We start from the raw sequence: 17814 nt of genomic DNA, 5'->3' as shown, positions 1-17814 counted from the left end.
CTTCGATAATTTGAGCAGCCGCAGCACAAATTCGGAGTAAAATATTTTTATTTTTCGTGTTAATGTGTAATTGATCTTTATATTGAGAAAGTTGAAAATAAACACCATTTTTGCGTCCACTAAATAAACCTCTGCAATTTGCATTTTCAAAAGAAATAAAACGCTGAAAAGCGGCTAATTCTGCTTTTTCTTTATCCATTTTTTCCAACTTCTCGGCTCGATAACTTAAGATAGTATCGATTTTTTCATTGATTTTATTCATTTCAAGGCGTTGCATTAGATCTTTAAAAATAGCTTTGTCGCTTTTTGTATCATTGAACGTAATTTTTTTTGAAAAATAAGGCTCATAATTATCATTGGTTCCTACTAATAAATAGGCTTGAACTTTGTTTTTATCTTTGGTTTGATAGTTAAAATAAAGATAAATTTCAACACCTCTTATTCGGCTTTCAAAGTGTAAACCTGAATATATGTTTTCTTTCTTGTTAAGTCTAATATCTAATGAAATTGCAATTTCTTGAACGATTTTTAATATTTTTGAGTTATTCATAATAAATCCCCTATGGGCTTTGGTTAAAAGATTGCCTTTCGGCGTTATAGTTAAGTCGTCATCTCGTCCTTAACTGTGAATATAATACATCTTTTATATATCTTTTTCAAGTCTTTTTTATACCTTTTAATCTAATTGACTATTTTTTATGCGGATTATTAAGGCTGCAAGCCTTAATGCAGCGGAGCGGTAAATCTGCGGATCTCATTCGTGGTTGGCTGATATTTTCGGGCGTACAGTCGTAACCAGCGGAAAGCCTACCCATATTCCCCCCCTGCCGAACCCCTTAACGATCTTACTTTACAGAAGAAGCGTAGGAAGTCCACAGAAAAGGAACACTCCAAGAATAAAAGACATAATGAACCAAAAAGAGGTTAAAAAGCAAAGGATAGAAATAGTCAAAAGAACGTGCAAAAGCACGCTTGAAGGGGTAACGGTATGCAAAACTATTAAGAATTTGCGGTCGGTTGTCAAGGTTTGGCGAAGCCAACCCGATAGGGCTTGACCTTGACAAACGAAAGAGCAAATATCTTAAAATGGTTGCATACTGTTACCTCTAATGTTTATTAATGCTGGTGTTTGCCCACGCTTTAGCGTGGGTACTATCTTTAAGAAAAATCTTTGATTTTTCTGTTCCTTTATTTTTTATTTATAAAAATAAAATTACAAAGTAACGTTAAGTGCCGAATATAAGGGCGAATTTAATTATAAATTATAAATAACTTATCATCAGCATACTAACAAATTTATAAACAAAACAAAAAGAAAAGCAATATTAACACTAAAATTTGAATTTTGAAAAAAGCTGGAAATATAAAACAGGTTTAATTATAACCAAATTTTATACAGAAGACGAGTTTATTTATTCCTGTTTTATTAACCAGGAATAACTTTATAAATAAATATTTATCATTTAAAGTTAAGCGTATGATCTCTGCAATTCATCGGTATAGCTTTGCATTAAGGCTTTACTATACGCTCTATCATTTGCAGCTTTAAGCCTTGCTCGCTCTCGTATTCGCTCTTTATCCCATAAACGTTTTTGAAGTTTGTAAACTTCTTCAGGTGTATTACAATCAGCAAAAGAACGGAAGCAAGGTTTAAAAACATCGCTCTCAATGTTAAAAGATAAATAATCGGTTGGTTTACGTTGTGATACAAATTTAATAATATGTTCGCCTAATAGATCTTTACGGCGTTTAATTAAAAGGTTGCGTAAAGAATGATGAGTTTTAATATCAGCAACGCTTTTATTCTCTAATTTAGCCAAATGTTTCTCATATTCTTTAAATGTTTTATCCAAGCGATTATTTACAAATTGGTATTTGTGGAAATCAACAAGTAATTTTCTTAATTGTTTTTCGGTAATCCCAAACATTAAGAAAAATTCTACATTAAGCCAAATTCTCATCGCTTTGTGTTTTCTTCCTGCCTTATCGTATTCACGCAAAACAGTAATCAGTTCGGCTTCTTCAAGCATATTAATAGCATTTAAGATAGTGTCATAACGAACACGTTTTTTACCGTTTTTATTATCCCAGGATAGATAGGATTGATTGCACATTTTCGCTAAATGTTCGATATTAGCTCGCACCTCAAATAGGTAATTGCTGTCAGGAGAAAAATCACAATAAGAAAGCAAATTAGCGAAAAGCACTTCCAACACTTCTCGGCGTTCACGGCGAATCGCCTCACGTTGATATTTTGCTAAACGTAAGGCATTTAAATACGCATTTTTGTTAATGTCGTGAGTTTCGAGACGTTGCAAGAAAAACCAAATAATGTAGGCGTAATCTTTACGTTGATTATTCTGCATAAAATAAGGCAAATTATTACGATGTTTTTTCTTGTTAGCTTTGTTGTAAACAGTTGCTTTAAGCGTTGATGTATAACCAAATGTACGGTATTTTTTCTTACGTGGTTTTATCGATTTACTCATAATTGCTAAACTCTTTTAGTTAAGCAATGTTAAGCACGATTTTTTGAGGTGTTTTAGGTTAATAACTCTTGCAAATGCGTTGTAAGGTGGTATAATCTAAATCAAATAATCGTGTTTAACATCACTTTACTCTGTGGCGGAGTATGAAGTTAATACACAAACTCTGAAATAAGCACCGCTCCAACGGTGCTTTTTCTTTAACCATTCTTTTTAGCTCAAGGTAAGCGTTAAGAATTTGATCTGCATTCTACGCCTTGAACTTAAAAAGATCAATATAAAGATCCACTTCCTATCAAAATTTTTATTCATAATTACTTTAAAACAATGTAGAATGCAAAATAAGGGGCATCAAAATTTTAGACTAAAAATGTAAAGATCTACTGTATACACTTTACTTTTTTTAAAGAGAGGATAGAATGAAATTAAAGTACGAGAACTCAACAAGTCTTAGAATATCTAGAGCAAGAAAAATATTAGCAGAATCCCTGGCTCTAGAAATAAGCACTAAATGCGGAAAAGTGATAAGACCTAGTAGCGTAATGAATTTTGTCTTAGATCATTTCTTAAGCCCTCAAATTATCGATATGTATGTAAAAGATTTTCAGGAACAACAATCAGCTAAAAAAGAGAACAAAAAATGAAATTTAAAAGGTTACTTATCCCTGCACTACTGGCTTTTGGCTTATCAGCTTGTAACGATAAGGAAGCTACAAATTATAACGGAACATATGCAAGTGATAGCGGAGTAATTCTAATTTTAGAAAAAATAAAATCTTCTGAAGACTATAAATTCACGACAGAAATTTATAAAGGAAAGAAGTTCAGTGTATCTGCTCAAATAAAAAACCAAAATCAACTTTATGATTCTAAAGGCAATTTATTGGGTGAATTTGAAGGAAATAATTTTAAAAATACAAAAGGTGTGATTTTTTCTAAATCTAATTAGTTTAGCAGACTGATAAGTTTTTTTTGTTGGCAAAAAAAAACGCCAAAACATTATAACATAATGTTGCCGAAACTACAAAATTTTTATTTTAAAATCAATAGGTTACTTTATGGCTACGCTTTCTATAAATATGTTATTTAATTTATTTGCTCAATGTGCTGCTGATGTAGCCCCAGAAACATTGCATACATTAATTGGAGTAGAAAGCAGTAGAAATCCTTATGCTATTGCTGTTGTTTATGCTCCAAATACACCTAGCGAAAATAAATTACAATTCAAACAGCCTAACACTGAATCAGAAGCACTTAATATCATTACAGCTTTAGAAACACCTCCAAAATATCATAAAAGCTATTCAGTGGGTTTAATGCAAGTAAATAGTACCAATTTCAAAACTTACGGCATAACGCAAGAAAATATGTTTAACGCTTGTAAAAATATCGAGGTAGGAGCAAATATCTTTAAAGACTGTTATATAAACGCTAAAAAAAATAATCCTCAAAAAAATGAACAAGAACTACTCCGTATAGCATCATCTTGCTATTACTCTGGAAACGAAACAAGAGGTTTTAAACCCGATAATAACAATACCTCTTATGTAGATAGAATCAATGAGACCATAGCTAAAAACTATAAAGTCCCTGCTATGAAACCATTGACTGAAGAAGATAATTATATCACTTCAGAAAAAGCCCCTCATTGATCTGACCCCAAAAACTTAGACTTACCTCATCAATGACTGAACCCTATACGCCACCGGGCTCAATCCGTTTAATTTAGCTTGAATACGTTTATTGTTGTAATATGCAATATATTCATGCAACGCCGTTTCCAGTTGCTCAAAACGCTCAAAAACCTTACCAAAATAACATTCCGTTTTTAACCGCCCGAAAAAACTTTCCATCGCACTATTATCAAGGCAATTGCCTTTCCGAGACATACTCTGGCGGATACCCTTTTCTTGCAATAATCGCTGATAACCTATCATCTGATATTGCCAACCCTGATCGGAATGCAGTATCGGCTTGCTTCCATCAAGTTTGGCAATAGCTTGCCCCATCATTCGCCTAATTTGCTCAAAATTCGCACTGCGAGAAATATCATAAGCAATAATTTCCCCATTAAATAAATCCTTTATGGGTGATAAATATAGCTTGCCCTCTTTACACTTAAATTCGCTCACATCGGTTACCCATTTCTCATTAGGGGCTTTCGCCTGAAAATCTTGTTGCAAAAGATTGTCCGCAATATCGCCCACCTTTCCGCGATAAGAGCGGTATTTTTGCTGAACACATTTCCCTTTTAAGCCTAACTGCTGCATAATCGCTTGCACTTTTTTATGATTAATCATCATAGACTTACGCAATTCAGCACAAACACGCCGATAGCCATAATTTCCCTGATTTTCCTCGTAAATTTCCAGAATTTTCTCGGTGATTTCCGCATTTTTCTCGCTTTTTGGCGGCAAATGGTAAAAGAATGTACTCCGTTTCAATCCTGTCAAGGTCAGCAAGATTTCTAAAGGAAAATGTTGGCGTAATGCCTTAACTATTTCGGCTTTTTCCGGATTTTTTGCTGGCTTAACTCTTGCCACTTTTTTAGAATGGCGACCTCCGCCTCAAGCTCTAAAATACGATAACGCAAGCGTTCTTCTTCGGTTTTCGGTGGCGGTGGCATTTGGGGGTATTTGGTTTTCATTTTGCTTGAACCTTGAGGTTTTTTCGACAATAGCCCGTTTATACCTTGTTCTAAATAATTTTTCAACCATTGGCTGATAAGCCCTGTATTAGACAAACCAAAGTCAACCATCGCTTGCTCGGCGGTACAATCTCCACGCAGAATGGGTTCAAGTACCTGAAGTTTAAATTCAGGAGAATAAACCTGTCGGGTCTGCCGCACTTTTAATCCCTCTTTTCCAGCATAATTAAATAAGCGGAGCCAGCATCTTACTACCTTTTTCGCGAGGTTAAAATGGCGACAAGTGTGGGCAAGTTCGTTGTTATGCTGAAAATAGAAATCAATCACTTGTTGTTTAAAGTCTTGGCTATATTTTGTCATAAAAAATCTGCTCCTTAATCTGTTGGTTAGTTAGTCCAACTTTTGGGGGGCAGATCACATAAATCTTCTGAACAATCATCTAAAAAAGTGAAAGCTTGGGATATTTTTGAGGATTTTCAATAAAAAACTTAAGGAAAACGTATATGACCTTAACAAAAAATATAACTTTTCTTTCAATTCTAATAATTACTCTACTTTCTACTCTAATAAGCCCTGATGTGTTCGCAGCAGGTGGACTAGACTCAGGAATCACAGCAACAAGTGAGTTAAAAACATCAGCATATAAATGGCTTGCTATCGTTGCTACTGGCTACATTATTTTTAATGTAGTTATGGCTTACCTAGGTCGAAAAGGTTGGGGTGATGTAGCAATGGCTGTAATGTATTGTGCTATTGCAGGTGGAGCGATTGCCCTTGGCGATTACGCTTGGAGTATTTTTAGCTAAAAATCCTTACCCTGTTTAATCTTTTAAACAGGGTTGTCATTAAATTAAGCGAGGAATAAATGAACAATAATGATGATGATTCTTTCCCGTCATTTAACGGAATGAATCGCCCAGCTATGGTATATGGCGTACCAATGCTCTTAGGTATTTTCACCACTTTATTTATCATTTTAAGCCTTTTTGGAGGATTTTATCTCAAACTAGGTTACTACTCTTGGATATTACCTATTTTCGGTCTAATGTTTTTACTTTTCATCAAAATAATCTGTGAAGATGATCCAAACGCTTTAGCATTTATTAAATGGCGTATTAGAGCCTATTTATTAATGCTTTCCCAAGGTAATCCAATCATTCATTTATCAAGCAATGGTGCAAGTAGAAAGGTGTATAATGCAAATAGACAATTTAAAAAACTCTAAGGCAATAGAAACACTATTGCCAAAATACAGAGCTAATATTAATGATTATGTAATTACTCTCGGAGGCGATAAACTATTATTTACCGTTGAATTAGAGGGGACATCATTTACTTCCGTATCAGATGAAGAATTAAAAACATACTTTTCAAGTTTAGATGATTTTTTCCTAAATTTAGGAAAAGAATATGGCGGTAAACTTGCTATATGGACACATATAGTTAAAAAAAGAGATGAATTAGAACAAAAATATAAATTTCATTCTAAATTTATCCAAAATTTTACTGATAAATACTTATCAGGTTTTACAAATCAAAATTTCTTTAAAACAAGTTATTTCATTACTTTTGTTTTAAAATATAATGATCTTAATGACGGTTTAGCAAGCTGCGACAGTATTTTAGCTCAAGCTAATACTTTACTAAATCGCTATGACGGAAAATTACTATCAATTCTGGATATCACTGATTCTGTTAGTATTTGTGAAAATAACGAATTTTTGTCTTATCTATTAAATGGTACATATCAAACTATTACTCTAAATGATAGCGAAGTTTTAGACTCTGTTTGTAATAGCGATTTATTCTTCAACTATGACTATTTTGAAATAAGAAATAAAGAAAGCACTATATCAAAATATGGTACAGCATATTTTTTAAAAAGCTATCCAGCAAGAACAACTCTTGGAATGTGGGATTTTCTGTTAGAACTTCCCTATGAATTTATTTTATCCCAATCTTTTATTTTTACTACTGCACAAAAATCAATCCGTGCAATCGAAATTCAAGAAAATAAACTTTCTTCTTCTGGAGATAGTGCTACATATCAACTTGAAGAATTAGAAGAAGCTAGAGCTTATTTAAGCTCAGGTGAAATCGCATTTGGTGATTATCAGGCTTCAATCTTGATTTTTGGTGAAACAGCAAAAGCTGCTGTTGATAATGGAGCTAAAGTTATTTCCGCGTTTACAGATAAAGGTAGAGGAGCACGTTGGTCTAGAGCTGCTATTGAATCCATTTATGCTTTTTTAAGCATAATGCCAGATTCTAAATTTAGACCTTTATCAAGCGTAAGAGGAAGCACTAGTTTAGTATGTGGATTTTCATTACATAATTATTTTAGTGGTAAAGCATTAGGTAATCCTATCGGTGATGGTTCAGCAATTATGCCATTAAAGACCCCTACTCAAGGGTTATATTACCTTAATACTCACTACACACCTTTAAAAGTGAATGCGTTAGGTGAATTTATTGCCGGACATTTCCTAATGTTAGGAGCTACTGGTACAGGTAAAACAACCTTAGAAGCAACAATAGTCGCATTTTTACAACGTTTTAACCCTCAGTTATTTGTAATGGATTATAAACGATCTACGGAATTATATATGCGAGCTTATGGTGCGACATATTTTACTTTTGAAAGCGGAGTGGATACAGGTTTAAACCCATTTCAACTTGAAGAAGTCGCCAGTCAAGATTTACTACAATTCCTTTATTCTTGGGTAATTAGTTGTTCTAGAGATCATAATGGTTTAATTTCCGATGAAGATAGAATGTTAATTAAAGAAGCCGTGGACGCCGTGATGAAATTAGATATTGAAGAACGTCGTTTCAGTATGCTTTTACAGGTAATTCCTCGCTCTACGCCTCTTTATATTCGATTACGTAAATGGTCGCACTTCGAGGGCGGAGAATTAGCTTGGATTGTTGATAGCCCCAAAAATCTGTTTAACCCTTATGATTTTGACAAAATAGGATTTGATACAACAACTTTCTTAGAAACTCAAGGTCACGAGGGAACAGAACCTTTATTTTCAGTATTGCTTTACTACAAAGATCTAATGAAAAAATCTGGTCGTTTGCTTCTCTCCATTGTAGAAGAATTTTACATTCCTTGTAGCTATCCAACAACTGAACAAATGATTAAGCGTACATTAAAAACTGGACGCTTAACAGGTGAGTTTTTAGGGTTAGTATCACAATCACCTGCTGACGCAATTCGATCAAATATTTTTGAACCTATTGTAGAACAAACTTCAACAAAAATTATGTTACCTAATCCAGACGCTGAGTATAAAGGAAGTTATGAGCGAATAGGACTATCTCGCAAAGACTTTTATTTACTAAAAGGCTTAGACAAAGAAAGCCGTAAATTCTTAGTTAAACAAAGCGGTTCAAGCACGCTTGCCCATTTTGATCTTTCTCACTGCAAAGAATTCCTACCTATCATCTCAGGCTCAACGTTAGGACAACAGGAATGTGAAAAAATTCGATCTATTTACGGAGATGATCCTGATATTTGGATACCCTTATTCCTTGAAAGAATGGAAGAAATAAAAAAAGAAAAAGCAGCACTAAAACAAAATTCCCAACAAAACTTATAGAGGTTCATTATGAAAAAGTTATTTAAAACAACCTTAATCGCAGCAGCTATAGCAATAACAACTAATTCTGCATTAGCAAGCGGTATTCCAACCGTTGATGCCGCTGGTATTGCAACCACTATTGCAGAAAATTTAAAAACATTAGCTCAATTAAAAGAGCAATTAGACGCTTTACATTCACAAATTGAACAAGCTAAACGTTTTGCTGAAGATACTAAGAACCGCCTTGAGGGTAACTGGAAATTAAGCGATATTATTAATAACGACCAATTCTTAAATTCACTTCCTGAAAATGCAAGAGATATTTTAACTGATGGAATGAGCCTCACTGGATTACGTGATAAATACGGTTTAAAAACCCCAAATTCAGGCTTACAAAAAGAGTTTGATAGTTTAATGGCATACGCAGAAAGAACTGAACGTAATTATAAAAACACTATTAAACGTCTAAATAATTTAAATCAAATAAAGGTATTAAATGACTCTGCAATTACACCGGCCCAAAAGGCTGATGTTGCAAATAAATTGGCATTATTACAACTTGAATTTAATCAAGAACAAACCGCTTTAATGCAAGCAGAACAACAATTTAAAGCTCAAGAAGAAATTCAACGTAATGCCGATATAGAGAATTTTAGACAATCTATACGACAAGGTAGAGAAAACTTCCATAGTAAATTCAGTAAATAAGGACTAATAAATGAGTTTCATTGGTGATATTTATAATGGAATGGTAACAAAATTCCAAGATCCTATTGCAAATAATGCCCAGGCAATAGGTTCCGCAATAAAACCATTAATAATGTCTTGTTTTTTACTATATGTACTATTTCTAGTATATAAACTCTATACAAAAAAAGACTTTATTATTGAAGAAATGACAAATGCGTTATTATTATTTGCTGTTGTAGGAACATTTACTTATGCTGGTAATTATTATTATGATTATGTGATCCCTTTTGTACAAAACTCAGGAGATCAAATAGCTTCTGCATTAACTGGAACTAGTTCATCTAGTGTATCAGCGGTAGATACTGTTTATAACCTTTTTGAAGCTCCTTTAAAAACACTTAGAGATAGATTAGAAGATATTGGCATTACAGAAACCTATATTGGAGTTTGGGCTGAATTAGCTCCTGCTCGATTCTCTTTATGGCTTAGTCAAACCATTTTCACATTATTTATCGCTATCAATTTATTAATCGCTAAGATAATGGTAACACTATTACTATCCGTTGGTATTTTATTCTTTTGTTTCGCTGTATTTCCTGCAACTAGAAATCTATTTACCTCTTTTACAGGATTAGCTTTAAATTACATACTACTAAATGTTATGTATTCATTGGCAGCTAAAATAGCTGCTGATGTTATTACTTCAGTTGCAGTTACAGATACATCTTCCGAAGGAATAATAGGTGGAGCAGCTACAATCCTTATATCAGTTATCATCATTACACTAGCCATAAATCAAATCCCAACATTAGTATCATCATTAACAGGGGGTGTCGGTATTAGCCCATTTACAATTAGCGGAAGTGGATTTACCAAAGCAGCTAGAGCTTTAGGATTAGGAAAAGGAGCAAAAGCAATAGGAAATACCGTTACAACCAATGTCAAAAGCGGAGCAAATAAAACCTGGAACAAGTTTAGAGGAAAAGGCTCAGCTAGTACTAGTAATTAAATTAGAGGTTAAAAATGAAAAACTTATCAATACTATTTTTAAGTATCGCTTTTCTTTCTGCTTGCTCAAACTCACCGCCTAAAGTGAAAGAGCCAAAAGGCGATTGGATTCAAATTAACAATTCACACTATTACGAAGAAAATGCTAAACAAAACAAAAAAGGGAACTAAATAATGAAGTTATTTAATAAAAATAAACAAGAAATTCTTGATCAAAATTATCAGGAGTCTTCTGAAGAAACCAATGCTAAAACCAAAAGAGAAGCAAGCAAGAGAGCTAAAAAGCATTTTGAAAGCGTCAATAAATTCGAAAAAGATCGCATTAATTTTCATAAGACTATGGGAAAAGTGGGATTAGTTTTTGGAGGATTAGGACTTCTAATTGGCTTAGGAAGTGTAATAGCCGTAGCTCTTTTAACTCCTTTAAAAACCGTTGAACCTTTTGCTATTCGTGTTGATAACAATACGGGTTATACCGATATTGTTAAGCCTCTTAAAAATGCAGAAGAAACAAGCTATGGTGAAGAGTTAGATAAATATTGGCTCGCTCGTTTTGTTGTAGAACGCGAAAGTTATGATTGGCAATTAATACAAACATCTTATGACACTGTAAAACTAATGACAACGCCTAATTTATTTAGTGAATATAACAGTTATATTACAAGCCCAGTATCTCCTGTAAATATATTCAAACAATCAAAGAAAATCAAAGTACAAATCTTATCTGTATCATTTATCAATAATGTAGGGCAAATTCGTTTTAGTAAACAGGTTGTAGATTCAAACGGTGAAGCAGATTTAAATATCCCTACAACATATTGGCTTGCTACAGCTTCCTTTGACTACAAACATAAAATAGAACTAGAAAAAGATAGAAGAATTAACCCTCTAGGATTTCAAGTTACAGGGTACCGTGTTGATTCCGAAAATTTAATAAAAAAAGATAAATAGGGACTTAAAATGAAAAAATTGCTATCCAATTCATTACTTTTAAGCTTATTCTGCTTTCCATTTACAACTCAAGCTGAAGATATACCCAAAAGCACAAAATACGATTATAGGGTAAAAAACGTTATTTATAATCCCGATAATATTACTCGAATAAATGTATCTTCAGGAATTACCACTCTTATTCAATTTAGTCCAAGTGAATACATTACAGAAACAGAGGGAGGAGCAGCAATAGGTGATCCATTAGCTTGGAAAGTAAATATCAGAGGCAATAATGTTTGGATTCGACCTGCTGCGGAAGAACCTGATACTAACTTAACGATTGTTACCAATAAAAGAACTTATCTATTTAACTTAGTAAGTGTATCAAACAGAAATAAAGCCTCTTGGAGTGTTCGCTTTAGTTACCCAGAACCTAAGAAAGAAATAATTAATCCTTGGGCCAAACCTTGTTCAGGTGGAACATATAATTATCGTTACTTTGCTAAAGGTGATAAAAATTTATTCCCTATTGAAGTATGGGATAACGGTATATTTACCTGTATGGCAATTAAACCTGGAACAGATATGCCCGTTGTCTTTAAAAAATTACCTGATGGAAAAGAGGGCTTAGTTAATTCTCATATAGAAAATGGCTATATCGTGATTCACGAAGTAAACCCTGAATATCGTTTAAGACTAGGTGATCTTGTTGCTGGTATTAAAACAGATCGACTTAAAGCATTAGGTACAAACTTTAACGGAACAACTAACGGTAAGGTAAGAGGAATTATCAATGAATAATCAAGAAAAAGGTAAAATTGTTTCTGTTGATGACATTACAACTGATAGAAATAATATAGAAACAGGAATAAAACGTAAAGGAAATAAATTTGTAAAAAGCCTTTTTGCTATTATTGCTGCCTTAATCGCATTTGGAGGCATTGCTCTAACCTTATTTAATTTCGACAAACAACAAAAAGAAACTATTGAAATTAAACAAGATGAAGCATTAAAAAACAAAGGCTATGATAAAAACTCTCTAGCGTCTCAAATGGAAGCTATAAAAAAACAACAAATTGAAGAGGAACGACTACGCAAAGAAGCAGAAGAAAGAGAAAGATTACTTAGAGAGCAAGAAGAACGTGATCGTTTAGCTAGAGAAAAAGAAAATGACAAAATTTATCAAATTACTACAGGGCAAACTATAAACAACAATCACTATCAAGAACAACCTACATACAGTCCAGCTCAACGCCGATTAGATGGTGATACTATGATTTCTGTTAGCAGTGGAAGAGAAAATAACAGGATCAATAACGGCGATGATTCAGAAATGAATGAAATGTTAGCTGGAGGTGTTTATCCTAAGGGGTCTGCAAAGCTAATAAATAATCGTAATTTATTATTGATACACGGTACACAAATTCCTTGTGCATTACAAACACGACTAATAACAGATCAACCTAGCATTCTCATTTGCCAAGTTACCAAAGATATTTTTTCTGCGGACGGTTCAACACTCTTAATTGAAAGAGGAAGTAGAGTCTTTGGCGAGCAGAAAAAAGCAATTATTACAGGTCAAAATCAAGCATTTGTAAGTTGGTCTGAAATTGATACTCCACACGGTATTAGAGTACGTATTGATAGTTTAGGAACAGATAGTTTAGGAGCGAGTGGTCTAAATGTTTGGGTCGATGAAAAATGGGGTAAACGTTTTGGCGGTGCAATTTTACTTTCATTTATCCAAGATGCTATTTCCACTGCTTCCGCTGCCGCTCAAAGAAATTCTACAGGTACTGTAGTTTATGACAGAACCGAAGCCAATACAGGTAGAATGGCAGAAATAGCATTACAAAATAGCATTAATATTCAACCTACAGGCTATGCTAACCAAGGGCAGCTATTTAATATTCTTGTTGCTCGTGATATAGATTTTTCTAATATTTATAGCGTTAAATAAGGTGATGATAATGAGTATAACGTCTCCTAAACCACAAAATATTGATAGCTCTTCTATGGCAAGAGCTTTACTAAAACAAACTGGATTACAAGAAGTCCTGGACTATCCAGGCATTACCGAAATAGCTATAAATCAAGGTAATGAAATTTGGTTTGAGCGTGGTAATGGTTGGGAAGTAAAATCAGCCCCCGAATGCAACTTGTCAAATTTAAAAGCCTTAGCAAATGCTTTAACCGTATTTAGCGGATTAAAGCTATCGTTTGATGATCGTAATCCTATTGCCTCAGTCATTTTACCTGATGGAGAAAGAGGACAAATTATAACTTCTCCAGCAACAGAATATGGCACTATTTCATTTACATTACGAAAACCCTCTTTAACTCGATTTACAGTAGATGATTATCAAAATTCAGGTCGATTTGACAATATCCAAATAGCTGAAGCATATAAAAAGGGATCTATTCCCCTTTATATGCAAGAAATGAAAAAATGCCAAAAAGAGGGGCGTTATGCTGATTTCTTTAGGATTGCAGCTAAAAATAATATGAATGTTATCGCTGTAGGTGGTACTGGCTCTGGTAAAACAACTTTTGCAAAGGCTTATGCTGATTTAATACCACACGATCACAGAATTATTACTGTAGAAGATGTTCACGAAGTCAGCTTACCTTATCACGCTAACCATTTACACTTATTTTTTGATTCAGATTATCAAAAATCAGGGGGAATTAGCCCTAAAGAGCTAATAAAATCAGGTATGCGTATGAAACCCGATCATATCCTTTTAACCGAGTTAAGGGGAGATGAAACCTGGAACTACTTTGAAGCCTTAAATACAGGGCATAATGGCAGTATTACTTCAACACACGCAAATGATGTTAACTCAACTCTAGCTCGCTTAACTGGCTTAGTAATGCAATCAGATATGGGAAAAGTATTAAGTGAAAACTTCATCTCAAAAACTATAGCAAGTGCATTAGATGTTACTTGTTTTTTTAAATACACCTATATGACTGAAATATTATTTGAACCTGAGAAGAAAATGGAGCTAATTTATGGCTGAACAAATAGGAAAGAGAAAATTTATAATTCTTATCATTATCACATTAATTGCAATAATAATAACCGCATTTTTAGGTTCAATACAGGCAGGAAAATTAGCTTATGATTGGTTAGGTATAAAATCACCACCTACTATTACAAGTATCTTTGATCTATTAAATGCCATATCCCAATCAGGCGATAATATACCTAAATTAAATAAACTAAAAATAATCGGGGCTACTATAATTGGGGTTTTAATTACTATTTCTCCATTAATCCTACTTGCAATTATTCTATTTAAATTGAAATCTAAAGAAGAATTATACGGTTCAGCTAATTTTGCAACAGACTTTGATATAAAAAAAGCAGGGTTATTACCTACTAAAGCCCAACGGCAAAAATTAAAATACCCGTCTATCTTGATAGGAAAATATAAAAACCAATTTTTACACTTTTCAGGACAACAATTTTTATATCTAGGAGCACCTACTCGAAGCGGTAAGGGCGTAGGTATCGTAATTCCTAATCTTTTAAACTATGCTGATAGTGTTGTTTGTGTTGATATTAAATTCGAGAATTTTTTATTTACTGCTGGCTTTCGTGAAAAGTGCGGTCAAAAAGTATTTTTATTCTCTCCCGATGGATTCGCTGAGTCCGAAGATATACGAAAAAATGGAGAAATTAAATCGCACCATTACAATCCATTACACTATATCCGCCGTGATATGAAATATCGAGACGGTGATGTACAAAAAATTGTTGATATTTTATTCCCACCGAATGACGGCGATATTTGGAAAGGTTTAGCAGGAAATCTAGCAAAAGGGCTAATCTGCTATTTACTTGATACAGAACAAAACCAAGTCGCCGAACGAAAGTGGAATCATAATATCAAAGTGATTAAACCAACTATTCCGTTGATGATGAAATTAGGCACAGATAAAGGTGGTTATAGTAGCTTTATTGAAAGAGCCTTGAAAGAACACGAAGATGAAGAAAATCCTTTGTCTGAAGCGACAAGAGCAGCATTTAACGAATTCCTGGAAATGCACGATAAAGGACGTTCTTCAGTATTGATGACATTCAATGCTGAAATGAAAGTTTACACAAATCCAACGTGTGCAGAGGCTCTAAGCGACAATGATTTTGACTTTGAGAATCTACGTCGTGAGCGTATGTCGATCTACGTTGGTTTAAGCCCTGACGGTTTAGTAACCTACTCACGCCTTATCAATCTATTTTTCTCACAATTAATTATGGTAAATACGAGAACATTACCAGACCAGGATCCAAATCTAAAATATCAAGTGCTATTAGTGCTTGATGAGTTCCCAGCGTTAGGGGCAGTCAATATCCTTGCAGACGCTATCGGATTTACAGCTGGCTATAATGTGCGTTACTTGATTATTGTGCAAGATCACGCCCAATTATGTAGCCCGAAATTATATGGCAAGGAAAGAGCCGATAACTTACGCAAGAACTGTATGATTCGCCTTGTTTATCCGCCGAAAGAAGTAGATGCAACGACAAACGAGATCAGCGAAACATTAGGCTATAAAACAGTTACAACCAAAGATACGAGTTTTTCGTATTCAGGCGGTAAACGCACTCGTAGCGTAAGCACGAAACGAGAACGTAGAGCGTTAATGTTACCGCAAGAAATTGTTGATTTAGGCACAATCAACTACAAAAACACTACGGTAGCATCAAAAGAGATCGTGATTATGGAAAAAGTGAAGCCTTTCATTGCGGACAAGATCATCTATTTTGATGAGCCTGTATTCCAACAACGCAAAGATTATTCCCTAAAAAATATCCCTAAAATTCCATTACTTTTTAAAAACCACTAGGAGAGGTATCAATGAAAAATAAAAAATTAACAATTTTGGCAATTTTATCTGCTACTTTTAGCGGCCAAACAATCGCTAATACAAATATGCCTGAAATTGATGTTTTAACTGGCGATACCCGTACAGCGTGCGAAGTAATTTTATGTTTATCATCAGCACAAGGTAAAGGTATTGCTGAATGCCAAGCACCATTACGCAAATACTTCAGCATAAAAGCAAAAAGATGGAGTGATACTCTTAGAAAACGTCGAAGTTTCTTAGACTTATGCCCAGCAGCCAATGAAAATGCCAAAATGTCAGCTTTAACAACTGCCATACAACATCAAGAATATGCCTGTGATGCAGACACATTAAATAGTCGTACTGAAACAAAAAGAATTTGGGGCTATTATGATGAAGATTCTGGAAAACGCAATCAGCGTTTTATAAGAACGCAAACTTATATGCCTCAATTTTGTCAAGCCTTATATAATCACGAATTTACCGAATATAGTCAAATACAAAAACCTAAATACACTTGTAATCCAAATAAATGGTATTCACTGGAAGATTGGAATAGAGGCTATGAAAAGGTAGTTGTAAGTAGAAAATGGAATCGTCGATTTGATTCTTATGACATTGAATATAAAGATGTACCTATCAAAAAAGACTGCTGGGAATAGTAAGAAATAACAAAAATTTTATATTGTCATCAAAAAATAACAAATAGGAGATCAAATATGGCATATTCAAATAACCTAATTGTGTTACTAGGTAACGTAGGCAATGATCCGAAAATTTCTCAATTTTCGGACGGTAATATTCAGGCTTATTTTTCGCTTGCTACGACTGAAAGTTATAAACCAAAGGACAGTGAAGAATGGGTTGAACAAACAGATTGGCACACTGTTAGAGCTTACGGTTCAGCCGCTAAAACGATTGCTAATTATGTTCGAAAAGGGCATAAACTTGAAGTAGTCGGCAAACTAAAAAATAACAACTATGAAAAAGACGGTGTTAAGCATTATGGCTACTACATAAAGGTAGAAAAACTCGTTTTACTGGAAGATATAAAAGGCAAATTTGAAGCCTTAGCAGTCGAACAAGTACAAGGAACGCCTACTAATTCAGAAAATGAAGATATGCCGTTCTAAATTTAATAGCCCGATCATATCGGGCTTACTTATATGAAACCATTTTAAACAATAAAAAGAGAATAATATGAATGTATGTATAGAAAGTATAATGGATAAAAAATACGAGGCTATAGAAAGCAAGAATATCCCAAAAAACATTAATGAAATCTATTCATTTTTCAATAAAAAATATAATAATTTCTATCAAAATCAAGCTCTATTTAATCAAATAGGTATTCTCTGGTTATGCTCAACAGATGATATTACTCTTTTGGTACTAGATAACTTATTTTATAGCCTTGGAATAAATAAAGAACAAATGAAACTTATATTAGATCATTGTACACCGTGGGGAGAATGGATTGTCGATTTTAATAATCAAAGCGAAATTAAAGAAATCTTATTACATACTTCTATAGCTTCGGCAGAACCAAATGAACCTATAAAATAAAAAACAAGGAATAAATAATATTAGTTTTCCTGTTATTTATCCT

The 17814-nt window shown here is 33.7% G+C and carries 20 protein-coding genes; 17 read left to right on the top strand and 3 right to left on the bottom strand.

Features of this window, described 5'->3' with window-relative positions:
* Both A6A20_RS12670 and A6A20_RS12665 read right to left on the bottom strand, forming a co-directional pair.
* The coding region (locus A6A20_RS12670; protein ID WP_279573855.1) for a hypothetical protein at nucleotides 1-550 on the bottom strand (550 nt) is incomplete at its 3' end.
* A 919-nt stretch (nucleotides 551-1469) separates the two neighbouring features.
* Nucleotides 1470-2489: a replication protein gene (locus A6A20_RS12665; RefSeq protein ID WP_279573827.1), complete on the bottom strand. Its 1020-nt coding sequence runs from the start codon at nucleotides 2487-2489 to the stop codon at nucleotides 1470-1472.
* A 416-nt stretch (nucleotides 2490-2905) separates the two neighbouring features.
* On the opposite strand from A6A20_RS12665, the gene A6A20_RS12660 reads away from it, so the two are divergent.
* The 3 genes from A6A20_RS12660 to A6A20_RS12650 all read left to right on the top strand — a co-directional run bounded on the left by A6A20_RS12660 (nucleotide 2906) and on the right by A6A20_RS12650 (nucleotide 4138).
* Entirely contained in the window at nucleotides 2906-3130 is a 225-nt protein-coding gene (locus A6A20_RS12660) for a hypothetical protein (RefSeq protein ID WP_279573826.1), read from the top strand.
* Nucleotides 3127-3435: a hypothetical protein gene (locus A6A20_RS12655; RefSeq protein WP_279573825.1), complete on the top strand. Its 309-nt coding sequence runs from the start codon at nucleotides 3127-3129 to the stop codon at nucleotides 3433-3435. Before A6A20_RS12660 ends, A6A20_RS12655 begins: the two co-directional genes overlap by 4 nt.
* Before the next feature lie 109 nt (nucleotides 3436-3544).
* On the top strand, nucleotides 3545-4138 hold the full coding sequence (locus A6A20_RS12650) for a lytic transglycosylase domain-containing protein (RefSeq protein ID WP_279573824.1): 594 nt from the start codon (nucleotides 3545-3547) through the stop codon (nucleotides 4136-4138).
* A 21-nt stretch (nucleotides 4139-4159) separates the two neighbouring features.
* On the opposite strand, the gene A6A20_RS12645 is transcribed toward A6A20_RS12650, so the two are convergent.
* Nucleotides 4160-5493, bottom strand: a protein-coding gene (locus A6A20_RS12645) for an IS3 family transposase (RefSeq protein WP_279571979.1) whose coding sequence is annotated in 2 segments (ribosomal slippage) — nucleotides 4160-5037 and nucleotides 5037-5493 — 1335 coding nt in all. Because the reading frame shifts where the segments join, the coding sequence is not laid out codon by codon here.
* Between the two features lie 143 nt (nucleotides 5494-5636).
* Here A6A20_RS12645 and A6A20_RS12640 point away from each other — a divergent pair.
* The 14 genes from A6A20_RS12640 to A6A20_RS12575 all read left to right on the top strand — a co-directional run bounded on the left by A6A20_RS12640 (nucleotide 5637) and on the right by A6A20_RS12575 (nucleotide 17771).
* Nucleotides 5637-5939 carry a conjugal transfer protein TraC gene (locus tag A6A20_RS12640; RefSeq protein ID WP_279573823.1) on the top strand — a complete coding sequence of 101 codons (303 nt, stop codon included), beginning with the start codon at nucleotides 5637-5639 and terminating at the stop codon, nucleotides 5937-5939.
* A gap of 59 nt (nucleotides 5940-5998) precedes the next feature.
* Nucleotides 5999-6358 (top strand): VirB3 family type IV secretion system protein, encoded by a 360-nt coding sequence (locus A6A20_RS12635; protein WP_279573822.1) that lies wholly within the window; start codon nucleotides 5999-6001, stop codon nucleotides 6356-6358.
* Complete coding sequence (locus A6A20_RS12630) at nucleotides 6330-8738, top strand: VirB4 family type IV secretion/conjugal transfer ATPase (RefSeq protein ID WP_279573821.1); 2409 nt, start codon at nucleotides 6330-6332, stop codon at nucleotides 8736-8738. Before A6A20_RS12635 ends, A6A20_RS12630 begins: the two co-directional genes overlap by 29 nt.
* A gap of 9 nt (nucleotides 8739-8747) precedes the next feature.
* Nucleotides 8748-9428, top strand: coding sequence for a type IV secretion system protein (locus A6A20_RS12625; protein ID WP_279573820.1), 681 nt, complete (start codon nucleotides 8748-8750; stop codon nucleotides 9426-9428).
* Nucleotides 9429-9438: 10 nt separating this feature from the next.
* Nucleotides 9439-10419 (top strand): TrbL/VirB6 family protein, encoded by a 981-nt coding sequence (locus A6A20_RS12620; protein WP_279573819.1) that lies wholly within the window; start codon nucleotides 9439-9441, stop codon nucleotides 10417-10419.
* A gap of 14 nt (nucleotides 10420-10433) precedes the next feature.
* Nucleotides 10434-10589 (top strand): hypothetical protein, encoded by a 156-nt coding sequence (locus A6A20_RS12615; protein ID WP_279573818.1) that lies wholly within the window; start codon nucleotides 10434-10436, stop codon nucleotides 10587-10589.
* 3 nt (nucleotides 10590-10592) lie between these two features.
* Nucleotides 10593-11369, top strand: coding sequence for a VirB8 family type IV secretion system protein (locus A6A20_RS12610; protein ID WP_279573817.1), 777 nt, complete (start codon nucleotides 10593-10595; stop codon nucleotides 11367-11369).
* Between the two features lie 9 nt (nucleotides 11370-11378).
* Nucleotides 11379-12152 (top strand): TrbG/VirB9 family P-type conjugative transfer protein, encoded by a 774-nt coding sequence (locus tag A6A20_RS12605; RefSeq protein ID WP_279573816.1) that lies wholly within the window; start codon nucleotides 11379-11381, stop codon nucleotides 12150-12152.
* Nucleotides 12145-13311 (top strand): type IV secretion system protein VirB10, encoded by a 1167-nt coding sequence (gene virB10, locus A6A20_RS12600; protein ID WP_279573854.1) that lies wholly within the window; start codon nucleotides 12145-12147, stop codon nucleotides 13309-13311. The genes A6A20_RS12605 and virB10 overlap by 8 nt, the downstream gene beginning before the upstream one ends.
* A 10-nt stretch (nucleotides 13312-13321) precedes the next feature.
* The gene (virB11, locus tag A6A20_RS12595) at nucleotides 13322-14374 is read left to right on the top strand and encodes a P-type DNA transfer ATPase VirB11 (protein ID WP_279573853.1); all 1053 of its coding nucleotides are present in this window, start codon (nucleotides 13322-13324) and stop codon (nucleotides 14372-14374) included.
* Nucleotides 14367-16205, top strand: coding sequence for a type IV secretory system conjugative DNA transfer family protein (locus A6A20_RS12590; protein ID WP_279573852.1), 1839 nt, complete (start codon nucleotides 14367-14369; stop codon nucleotides 16203-16205). Before virB11 ends, A6A20_RS12590 begins: the two co-directional genes overlap by 8 nt.
* A gap of 11 nt (nucleotides 16206-16216) precedes the next feature.
* Entirely contained in the window at nucleotides 16217-16867 is a 651-nt protein-coding gene (locus A6A20_RS12585; RefSeq protein ID WP_279573851.1) for a TrbM/KikA/MpfK family conjugal transfer protein, read from the top strand.
* 57 nt (nucleotides 16868-16924) lie between these two features.
* Nucleotides 16925-17338, top strand: coding sequence for a single-stranded DNA-binding protein (locus A6A20_RS12580; protein WP_279573850.1), 414 nt, complete (start codon nucleotides 16925-16927; stop codon nucleotides 17336-17338).
* A gap of 91 nt (nucleotides 17339-17429) precedes the next feature.
* Nucleotides 17430-17771: a hypothetical protein gene (locus A6A20_RS12575; protein WP_279573849.1), complete on the top strand. Its 342-nt coding sequence runs from the start codon at nucleotides 17430-17432 to the stop codon at nucleotides 17769-17771.
* Nucleotides 17772-17814: the final 43 nt, after the last annotated feature.

Source organism: Volucribacter amazonae, from assembly GCF_029783845.1.
GTDB classification, from domain to species: domain Bacteria; phylum Pseudomonadota; class Gammaproteobacteria; order Enterobacterales; family Pasteurellaceae; genus Volucribacter; species Volucribacter amazonae.
Note: the sequence above shows the minus strand (reverse complement) of the source record. Positions and strands in the feature narration are given on the sequence as shown.